The sequence below is a fragment of the Helcococcus kunzii ATCC 51366 genome (assembly GCF_000245755.1).
In the GTDB taxonomy this organism is placed as follows: domain Bacteria; phylum Bacillota; class Clostridia; order Tissierellales; family Peptoniphilaceae; genus Helcococcus; species Helcococcus kunzii.
On record NZ_JH601088.1, the window covers coordinates 675,880 to 686,012 of the forward strand.

Below are 10,133 nucleotides of genomic sequence, written 5' to 3' on the forward strand. Positions count from 1 at the left end.
AAAAATTCTATCTCAATATTGTATTTATCAGCTCTCCTACGGATTCAATACTCTGATTAATCTGAGCTTTCATATAGTCATTTGCATGTGACATTGTGAATCCGTTAAATTCAGTTAACATTGAAATATCATTAAGTTCGTCACCTATAGTGTAGATATCTATTAAGTTTTCAGATTCTATTTGTTTTACGACATTTAGTCCGGTCGCTTTATTGTTTAAGCTTTCGGTAATATCAATATATGGAGCTGTGTTGTTAAAGATAGCTCTATTTCCAAATTCGATATTAAGTTTTTCAATTATTTTTGAAGTATTTTCTTTATCTCTTGCTTGTGAAAACATAGTAATGATATTATTTGTGAAAGCTTCTTCGATATTTGTGTATCTATCCTTGAAAAAGACAAAGTCTTTGTCGTAGAACTCTACGCCTGTTGAATTTTCACTATCTATAGCGATAAAAAACACTTCTTCACTTAATTTATTTTTAAAAAATCCATAAATTTCTTTTGATAATTCTGTTGAAAATTCTGATTTATAGATGGTTTTTCTATTTTTATCCGCAACCATTGAACCATTTGAACCGATATAATAGTCGGCTTCTAAATTTTGTAAATCAAACTGATGAAATATATCTGGCAAACTTCTCCCAGTATTGATTATAAATAGATTTCCTTGCGCTCTAAATTTATTTATGGCATTTCTATCCTTTTCGCTTATTTCACCATTAACAAAAAGTGTGCCATCAAAATCACTTGATAATATATACATTTTAACTCCTAAATTTAAACTATTATTATTTTATCATAAAATAATAAAAATATAGAAAATTTTTATAAAATATATCTTATATGATATATTATAAACAAATAATAAATGGAGGCATATTTATGGAAATAGCCATTTCGATTATTGCTATACTTAGCATTATCATTGGTTTTAATATATTCACCAAAATCAATAAAAAGAAATATATAGAGAGCAAATTTGGTAAGAAGCAAAATAGAGAATTTACAAAACTTGAAGATGAAAAATATTTAAAAGAAGCATTTAACTTAATAAGTAAATATAATAACACTGAAATATTAATTGATGATAATACTTGGAATGATTTAGAAATGTTTAAGATATTTGATTTAATTAACAACACTCAGTCAAGCCTAGGATCAGAAGCACTTTATTCTATATTGAGACAAATAAATATCTCAGATGATTTTGAAAAACATTTTACAGAATTAATGGAAGATTTATCAAAAGATGATAAAAAAAGGTTGAAAATTCAAGTAATTTTAAATAGTATAGGAAAATCTGAAGCAAATAGAGCACTTACATATATTTTTTCAGATGTAAATATGGAAAAGAATAATCTTATTAAATATATACTTATGGGTACATTACCAATAATCGGAATTATTTTAATAGCATTTAAAATAAATCCATTCGGACTTATGTTACTTTCTAGCTCTGTATTTTATAATTTTATCTTTACATATACTCAAAATAACGTTAATGAAGGCAATTATAGTAAGATAAATTATGTTTTAAAAATGATAAATGCAAGTAAAAAAATCTTAAAACTTGATACGCCAAGTAAGGAAATATTAAAAAATGAAATAAATAAAATAAAGACATTAACAAAGATATCAATTCTTGGTAAAACTGAATCAGGCTCAGATGTAGAACTTATAGCGAATTTTATAAATACAGTATTTATGCTTCCTTTAATTTCATATGAAATAGCGAAAAAACATATAAAAAATAATAAAACTGCTGTAGTAGAAATTTGGAAAGAAGTTGGGAATATTGAATCAGCCATTTCAATTTTAAGCTATAAACAATTGATTGGAAGAGAAAATTATATTAAACCTGACTTTACACAAAATCACCAAATTAATGCTACAAATGTTAAACATCCACTTTTACAAAATCCAGTAGGAAATGATGTAAAGGCAGATGGTATATTTTTAGTATCTGGTTCAAACGCATCTGGAAAATCCACTTATGTAAAAAGTATTGCGATAAATGCGATTTTATCACAAACAATATTTATGGCCTTAGCAAATAGTTTTAGTTTAAAAAAGGGAAACATTCTAACTTCAATGGCAATCAAAGATGATGTTGAAGAAGGGGATAGCTATTTCATTGCGGAAATAAAATCATTAAAAAGATTAATTGAAGATTTAGATAATGGAAATCTTTCATATTACTTTATTGATGAAATATTAAAAGGTACAAATATGATAGAAAGAATAGCATCATCCGCAAGTATAATCAAATATCTTTCAGATAACGATGCTATTGCATATATTGCGACTCATGATATTGAACTTACAGAAATGTTTAACGATGAAATACAAAACATTCATTTTAAAGAAATAATAGATGAAAACAACCAAATTGTGTTTGACTACAAACTGCATCAAGGACCTTCAAATACAAAAAATGCAATAAAACTACTTGATATAATGAAATTCCCACGAACAATCGTTACTGAATCAAATGAAAGAGTTATGTATTTTCTAGAAAATAGAAAATGGGATGTATTATCCGATTGATAAACACTTTAATACAGGACAATATACTTTCGAAAATACATTTGAATTCAGTAAAAATTGAATATTATTGAATTATACTGAGTCAAATTTTTTTTCGTCAGTGTAAATTTCTTTTTTTCATTTTATACTGAAATAATTAGTGAAAAAGACAGTATAAATTATAGAAAATAAAAAGTATACTGAAAATGTTTGATTAATATTGATATAAATGATAATTTTTCTCGTTTATACTCGAAATATTCTTAAATTTCTCAGTATTAATCATTGATTTGATATATTATACTGAAGAAAATTTTAAGGTGACAGTATTTTTTGTAAAAACCTAAAAAAAGCTGAATATATAAATAAGGTTCATTAATAATTATTGGAGACAAAATCCAATAGATATAAATGAACCTTTTAAAAATAGAAAAAACGTGTATTTCTACACGTTTCTAATGGTTTATTGGTGCCCATGGAGGGACTTGAACCCCCACGCTCGTGAAAGCATCAGATTTTGAGTCTGACGTGTCTGCCAGTTCCACCACATGGGCTTGAAATAAAACTTCCAAAAAAAAAGGAGTTTTTTGTTGTTGCTCTATAATATTAACACTTTAATAAAAAATTTTCAATTTTTTTAGTAGATTTTTTGTATGTGTAAAATTAAGGGAGGGATTTTATTTAAATTGATTATTGTAAAATATGATATTTTATCTCTGTTTTGTTATACTTAGAGTATAGAAAAATAGGGAGTAATTAATGAAAAAATATGGAATAGTAGATATTGGTTCAAATACTGTACGTTTAGAAATTTATTGTGATAAGGGAAAAGATTTAATCAGATTTTTTAAGAAGAAAGAAAATTTAGGTCTTACATCATATATAGAAAATGGTGTGATTTCTGATAAAGGTATTTCTCGTCTAATTGAGATATTGTCTGATTATGTTAATATTTCAAAAAACATTCGAATTGAAGATTTATTTATTTTTGCAACTGCTGCAATTAGAAATTCAAAAAATGTAAATGAAATATTGAAGAAAATAAAAGATAGTACTGGTATAGAAGTTGATTTATTATCTGGAAATAGGGAAGCAGAGCTTGGCTTTAAGGCTGTGACCGAGACATTTGGGATAACTAGCGGCTTAAATGTGGACATTGGTGGTGGATCAACTGAATTTACATTATTTGACGATGGTATAGTTAAATTATCAAAGTCAATGAATAATGGTTCTTTGTCATTTTTCTCAAATTGTATCGAAGGAATTATACCGACAAAGAAAGAAGCAAAATTGATAAAAAAAGAAGTAAAAAATTATATGAAATCAGAAGGCTTTTCTAAAAATGTTAGAAAGCAAATTACAGGTGTAGGAGGTACTATTAGAATACTGGGAAGATTAATAAGAGAATATTATAATCTTGGATTCAAGACATATTTTAATGTTGAAGAATTAAAAACAGTAGTTAACAAATTAATAGAACAAGATAAGGCAACAATAAGAATGCTATTGCAGCTATCTCCAGATAGAATACATACAATTGTTCCTGGAGCATTAATATTATTAACAATATGTGATTATTTCTCTGTTGAAGAGATTTTAGTAAGTGAAAGTGGTGTAAGAACGGGTTATCTTTTAGAAAAATTGCAGAAATAGGAGTGTTTCATGAGTGAATTATATATGCAAAATAGGGAATTATCTTGGTTGAAATTTAACGAACGTGTTTTAGAGAAGGGTACTGATGAAGATATACCCTTATACGAGAGATTGAAGTTTTTAAGTATTTTCGATAGTAATTTAACGGAATTCTTTAATGTCAGAGTAGGATCATTAACAGATTTAACACTATTAAAAGATGTCAGTCGAGATTCTAAAACGGGCATGACACCACAAGAACAATTGAACGAAATTTATAAAGAATGTATCACTTTATATGCTAAAAGAGATGCAATTTATAATGATTTAGAAACTAAATTAAGAGAAAATAATATTGGAAATCTAAAATATAATGAATTAAATGAAGAAGAAAAAGCATTTATTAATAATTATTTTAATAAAAATATTATGGTTATGATTTCTCCAAATATTATTGATAAACACCATCCATTCCCTTTTATTGAGAATGATTCACTTTATATACTTGCTGAATTAAAAACGAAAAAGAGAATTATGCATCTAATATTGCCTGTCAGAGATGCATTGCCTCCTTTGATAAAATTACCAAATTCTAATAATTATATTATGATAGAGGAAATTATTATCAATCATCTTGATAAAATTGTTCCTAACTTTGAAATTGTAGAGAAATATGTAATACGATTGACAAGAAATGCAGATATTGATTTAGATCAAGGATCTGATGAAGAAATTGATTATAAAGAATTTGTACAACAGAAATTACGCAATAGGAGAAAACTTGTTGCAGTAAGGATGGAAACCGATAAGAAGTTTTCAGAAATTACAAATACTTTTATTAAGGAAAATTTAGAACTAGAAGATAATCAAATATTTGTGACCAGTTCACCATTGAAGATGAAATATGTTTGGTCACTAGGAAAATATCTAGATAGTAGAAAAGTTAGTTCTATTTCATTTAATCCATATATTCCAAGAAAGACAAATATGATTACTGAAGGAAGTCCGATTTTTCCACAAATTGAAGATCATGATGTTATGCTTTCATATCCTTATGACAATATGGATACATTAATTGAATTATTGAAAGAAGCCTCACTTGATGAAAGAGTTTTTTCAATTAAGATTACACTGTATAGGGTGGCAACAAATTCAAAAATTATTAAATATTTGTTGAGAGCGGCAGAAGAAGGTAAAGAAGTTACTGTTGCTGTAGAGCTTAGAGCGAGATTTGATGAAATCAATAATATTGATTATTCTGAAGAGCTTATTCAAGGTGGAGTAAATGTGCTTTATGGTGTTGAGAAATATAAAGTGCATTCAAAAGTGTGTTTAATAACATATATGGACAATCATAAAGTTAAGTATATAACACATATTGGTACTGGTAACTATAATGAATCCACTGCAAAACAATATCAAGATATGAATGTAATCACTTCTAATGAAAAAATCGGTATTGATGCATCTAATTTCTTTAATAATTTGCAAATGTCTAGAGTTGATAATGAATATGAGTATCTATTACAATCTCCATCTACATTCAAGAAAAAAATGCTTGAATTAATGGATAGAGAAATCGAAAAAGGTGAGAATGGATATATTAGAATTAAATGCAATTCTATCACAGATAAAGATTTGATTGAAAAGATGGCTGAAGCATCTAGAAATGGTATAAAAGTTGATTTAGTTGTCAGAGGTATATGCTGTATAGTGCCTGGCATAAAAGGTGAAACAGAAAATGTAAGGGTAATTTCAATCGTAGGAAGATATCTTGAACATGCAAGGATTTACCAATTTGGTAAAGGTGAAAGATCTGATGTATATATAGCATCTGCAGACTTTATGACAAGAAATACTGAAAGACGTGTTGAAATTGCACTACCAATTTTAGATAAAGATATTAAAAATTATATGCTAGAGTTTTTAGATAATCAATTTAGAGATACCGTAAATGCCACAGAATTACAAAGTGATAGAAACTACAAATATATTGAAGGTGAGAAATTTGATTCACATCTTTACTATATGGAAATCACTCCAAGTTATTTATACAGACCTAGTGTAGTGAGAGAAGAAAAAATACAAAACGATAATACAAGTAAGATAGAGATACCAGAAGATAAAGAAACTAAAAAGAGAATATTTGCCCGAATTTTAGATTTCTTTAGAAAGTAAGAGGAAAAATGAAGAAGATATTATTAATTGATGGTTCAAGCTTAATTTTTAGAGCATTTTATGCTATTAGAAATTTAACAACAAGAGAAGGTGTGCCAACAGGGGCTGTTTATGGATTTATGAATATGTTTCATGCAGCGCTTGAAAAGATTCAACCTGATTATATATTAGTTGCTTTTGACAATGCTGGACCAACTTTAAGGACTAAAGATTATGCTGAATACAAAGCAAATCGTCAAAAAACTCCAGACGAATTATTGACACAATTTGGAATGGTAAGAGATTTGCTTGATTCATACAATGTTAAACATTTTGCTATGGATGACTATGAGGCTGATGATATTATAGGTACATTATCTAAAATATCAAACGACAATGATATACAATCATATATGTTGACAGGAGATAGAGATTATTTTCAATTGATTGATGATAAATCATCTGTTTTATACACTGTAAAGGGTATTTCAAATCTAGAAATTTACGATGAAGCAAAAGTGTTAGAAAAATATGATTTAGAACCTAAAAAATTAATTGAAGTAAAAGGACTTATGGGAGATCCATCAGATAATATACCTGGTGTACCAGGTGTTGGTGAAAAAACAGCAGTTAAATTAATAAAAGAATATGGCACCATTGAAGGAGTATATGAAAATATAGATAAGGTTTCAGGTAAAGCACTTCCTCAAAAATTAATGGATAACAGAGATTCAGCATTTATTTCTAGAAAATTAGGTGAAATAATTACAAATGTTGATTTAGATTTTTCAATAGAAGATTTAAAGGTTAAAGAGCCAAATAGAGAAGAACTATATGAAAAATACAAATTGCTAGAATTTAATACTTTGACCACACAATTTGCACCGGAAACTGATGAAGCTTTTGATTTTGAAGCGACTGTTGTTGGCGTAAATCGTTTTGGAGACATAAGTGCATATATTCAAAAGCATAAAAAAATCATTTTTGATATTATTTGTGATGGGGACTATCTACAATGTGAACCAAAATATATTGCTATAAAAGGTAATAAAACCAATGTATTGGTTGTGGATTTAGAGAAAGATTTAGATGTTTTTGTTGCTAAATTTAAGGAATTTTTTGAAAATCTCGATATCGAAAAAATTGGTTTCGACATTAAAAAGTTAATTATTTTATTAGATAAAATTGGTATAAACCTAGAGGATAATTACCAAGATTTAATGATTATATCTTATTTAATTAATCCAAAAGGAGACTATTCATTAAAAGATATTTCATTTACCGAATTAGAAAAAGATATTAAATCATTAGAAGAGTATTTAGGTAAAGGTAAATCTGCTAAAACTTTAGAAGATTTAGAAATGGTTTATGTTGAAGAATATCTTTCAAATAATCTATTTGTAATAGAACATTCATTAAATAGTCTATTGGATAAACTTAAAGATTCCAATATGATTCATCTATTAGAAGATATTGATTTGCCTTTAGTTAAAGTTTTAGCCCATATGGAGATATTAGGCATACAAATTGATAGAAATGAATTTGAAAAGCTTGATATTGAAATTAATGAAAGAATTGAAGAATTAACAAATTCAATTTATAATTTGGCTGGAGAAGAATTTAATATAAATTCTCCTAAACAGTTAGGTGAAATACTTTTTGAAAAATTAAAATTACCAGTAATCAAAAAAACTAAGACAGGATATTCTACAAATATTGATGTTTTATCTAAATTGAGAAATGAGCATGAAATTATTCCATTGATTGAACAATATAGACAAGTATCAAAATTGAAAGGCACATATATTGATGGATTAATTAAAGTTATAAGTAAAGACGGAAGAATACATTCTAAATTTAATCAGACAGTTGCGGCGACGGGTAGATTGAGTTCAACTGATCCGAATTTACAAAACATTCCTATAAAAACAGAAGAAGGTAGGATGATCAGAAAAGCTTTTGTTGCTGGAGAAGATAAATTGCTTGTTTCAGCGGATTATTCACAAATTGAGCTTAGGGTATTGGCTGCACTGACTAAAGATAAAAATATGCTTGATGCTTTTGAACATGGTATTGATATCCATACTAAGACGGCATCAGAAGTATTTAAAGTAGACTTAGATAAAGTTACTAAATTACAGAGATCTGAAGCAAAAGCGGTAAACTTTGGTATAGTTTATGGTATTTCAGATTATGGTCTTTCAGAAGACTTAAGTATACCAAGAAAACAAGCGAAACAATATATCGAAGAATATTTAGCTTCATATCCTGAAATAAGTAAATATATGGAAAGTATTGTGAAAAAAGCAAAAGAAGATGGTTATGTGGAAACACTGTTTAATAGAAGAAGATACATTCCAGAGTTAAAGAGTTCAAACTTTAATGTAAGAAGTTTTGGAGAAAGGATCGCATTAAACACACCTATACAAGGGACAGCCGCAGATATCATAAAAATTGCGATGATAAATGTATATGAAAGATTAAAAAAGGAAAAATTGAATTCTAAGTTAATCCTTCAAATACATGATGAGTTAATAATTGAAACTGATAAATCAGAATTAGAAAAAGTCAAGAAAATTTTAACCGAAGAGATGCAAAATGCTGTAGATATCAATGTTAAACTTTTAGTTGAAGTTGATAGTGGAGAAACTTGGTATGAAATCTAGAGTTGTCGGCATAACTGGATCAATTGCAACAGGAAAATCCACAGTAACAGACATATTAAAAGATTTGGGATATAATGTTATTGATGCAGATAAGATTGCACATCAATTAATGAAAGTTGGTAATGAAAACTATGATGCGATAGTTTCATATTTTGGTGATAAAATACTAAATCCTGATAAATCGATTAATAGAAAAAAATTAGGAAATATCGTTTTTAATGATAAAAAACAGTTAAACAAATTAAATAATTTGACCCATGATAATATTTTTAATAAAATAAAAGAAAATATTGAATTTTATAAAAATGAAATAATCTTTGTGGACATCCCTCTTTTAATTGAACTAAAAATAAAAGGGGCGTTAAGTATTGAGTTTGATGAAATTTGGTTAGTTTATGTAGATAGACAAATTCAAATAGAAAGACTTGCAAAAAGAAATAATATTTCATATGATGAAGCTGAAAAACTTGTAAATACTCAAATAAACATTGATGATAAAGTTCAATATTGTGATTTTATTTTAGATAATTCGAAAGATATAGATTATGTTAAGAAACAAATTATTGAAAAGATGAGGACATTATGAAAGTATTCAAAAGACTATTAGTATTTTTACTAGTACTTGCAATAGTAATATTCATTGGTATATATTTCTTAGTATTTTTCTTAGTAAGAGATAATCATAAGCCATATATGGGATATATTGAAAAATATTCTCAAGAGAATAAGCTGGATGAAAAGCTCATAACAGCTTTGGTAAAGACGGAAAGTAGCTTTAATCCAAACGCACATTCAAAAGCGGATGCTAGAGGATTGATGCAATTAGTACCAGAAACTGGTAAGTGGGTTGCATCTCAACTTGATGAAGAATTTAAGGAAGAAAATCTAAAAGATCCAGAAACTAATATTAGATATGGGACATATTATTTTAAGCATTTACTAAATCAATTTAAGAGTGTTGATTATGCGATTATTGCATATAATGCGGGACCAACCAATGTTAAAAATTGGATTGACGGTGGTATTTTAACCGGTAGTTATGAGGATTATGAAAATATACCAATTCAAGAAGCAAAAGATTATATCCAAAAAGTTAAGAAACAATATAATTTAAATAAAAAAATATATAATATATATTATAAAAATCCT

Annotated in this window: 7 protein-coding genes and 1 tRNA gene; 6 read left to right on the forward strand and 2 right to left on the reverse strand. The window is 27.2% G+C overall.

All coding sequences use genetic code 11. The annotated features are described in order from the left end of the window. Nucleotides 1-7: 7 nt before the first annotated feature. Nucleotides 8-766: an HAD-IIB family hydrolase gene (locus tag HMPREF9709_RS02980; RefSeq protein ID WP_005397820.1), complete on the reverse strand. Its 759-nt coding sequence runs from the start codon at nt 764-766 to the stop codon at nt 8-10. A 119-nt stretch (nt 767-885) separates the two neighbouring features. On the opposite strand from HMPREF9709_RS02980, the gene HMPREF9709_RS02985 reads away from it, so the two are divergent. Continuing rightward, nucleotides 886-2,550 carry a MutS-related protein gene (locus HMPREF9709_RS02985; protein ID WP_005397821.1) on the forward strand — a complete coding sequence of 555 codons (1,665 nt, stop codon included), beginning with the start codon at nt 886-888 and terminating at the stop codon, nt 2,548-2,550. A gap of 446 nt (nt 2,551-2,996) precedes the next feature. On the opposite strand, the gene HMPREF9709_RS02990 is transcribed toward HMPREF9709_RS02985, so the two are convergent. After that, nucleotides 2,997-3,083, reverse strand: a tRNA-Leu gene (locus tag HMPREF9709_RS02990). A gap of 205 nt (nt 3,084-3,288) precedes the next feature. On the opposite strand from HMPREF9709_RS02990, the gene HMPREF9709_RS02995 reads away from it, so the two are divergent. The 5 genes from HMPREF9709_RS02995 to HMPREF9709_RS03015 all read left to right on the forward strand — a co-directional run. Further along, the gene (locus tag HMPREF9709_RS02995; RefSeq protein WP_005397822.1) at nt 3,289-4,182 is read left to right on the forward strand and encodes a Ppx/GppA phosphatase family protein; all 894 of its coding nucleotides are present in this window, start codon (nt 3,289-3,291) and stop codon (nt 4,180-4,182) included. A 9-nt stretch (nt 4,183-4,191) separates the two neighbouring features. Beyond that, nucleotides 4,192-6,339, forward strand: a complete 2,148-nt coding sequence (ppk1, locus tag HMPREF9709_RS03000) for a polyphosphate kinase 1 (protein WP_005397823.1) — start codon at nt 4,192-4,194, stop codon at nt 6,337-6,339. Between the two features lie 8 nt (nt 6,340-6,347). Next, the gene (polA, locus tag HMPREF9709_RS03005) at nt 6,348-8,984 is read left to right on the forward strand and encodes a DNA polymerase I (RefSeq protein ID WP_005397824.1); all 2,637 of its coding nucleotides are present in this window, start codon (nt 6,348-6,350) and stop codon (nt 8,982-8,984) included. Next, nucleotides 8,974-9,570, forward strand: coding sequence for a dephospho-CoA kinase (coaE, locus tag HMPREF9709_RS03010; RefSeq protein WP_005397825.1), 597 nt, complete (start codon nt 8,974-8,976; stop codon nt 9,568-9,570). The genes polA and coaE overlap by 11 nt, the downstream gene beginning before the upstream one ends. Beyond that, nucleotides 9,567-10,133 (forward strand): lytic transglycosylase domain-containing protein (locus tag HMPREF9709_RS03015; RefSeq protein ID WP_005397826.1); only part of this gene is annotated, 567 nt, incomplete at its 3' end. The genes coaE and HMPREF9709_RS03015, both read left to right, overlap by 4 nt.

Coding starts and splice junctions, on each gene's coding strand:
- HMPREF9709_RS02980 (WP_005397820.1), bottom strand. CDS start 766: ATGTATATATTATCAAGTGATTTTGATGGCACACTTTTTGTTAATGGT.
- HMPREF9709_RS02985 (WP_005397821.1), top strand. CDS start 886: ATGGAAATAGCCATTTCGATTATTGCTATACTTAGCATTATCATTGGT.
- HMPREF9709_RS02995 (WP_005397822.1), top strand. CDS start 3,289: ATGAAAAAATATGGAATAGTAGATATTGGTTCAAATACTGTACGTTTA.
- ppk1 (WP_005397823.1), top strand. CDS start 4,192: ATGAGTGAATTATATATGCAAAATAGGGAATTATCTTGGTTGAAATTT.
- polA (WP_005397824.1), top strand. CDS start 6,348: ATGAAGAAGATATTATTAATTGATGGTTCAAGCTTAATTTTTAGAGCA.
- coaE (WP_005397825.1), top strand. CDS start 8,974: ATGAAATCTAGAGTTGTCGGCATAACTGGATCAATTGCAACAGGAAAA.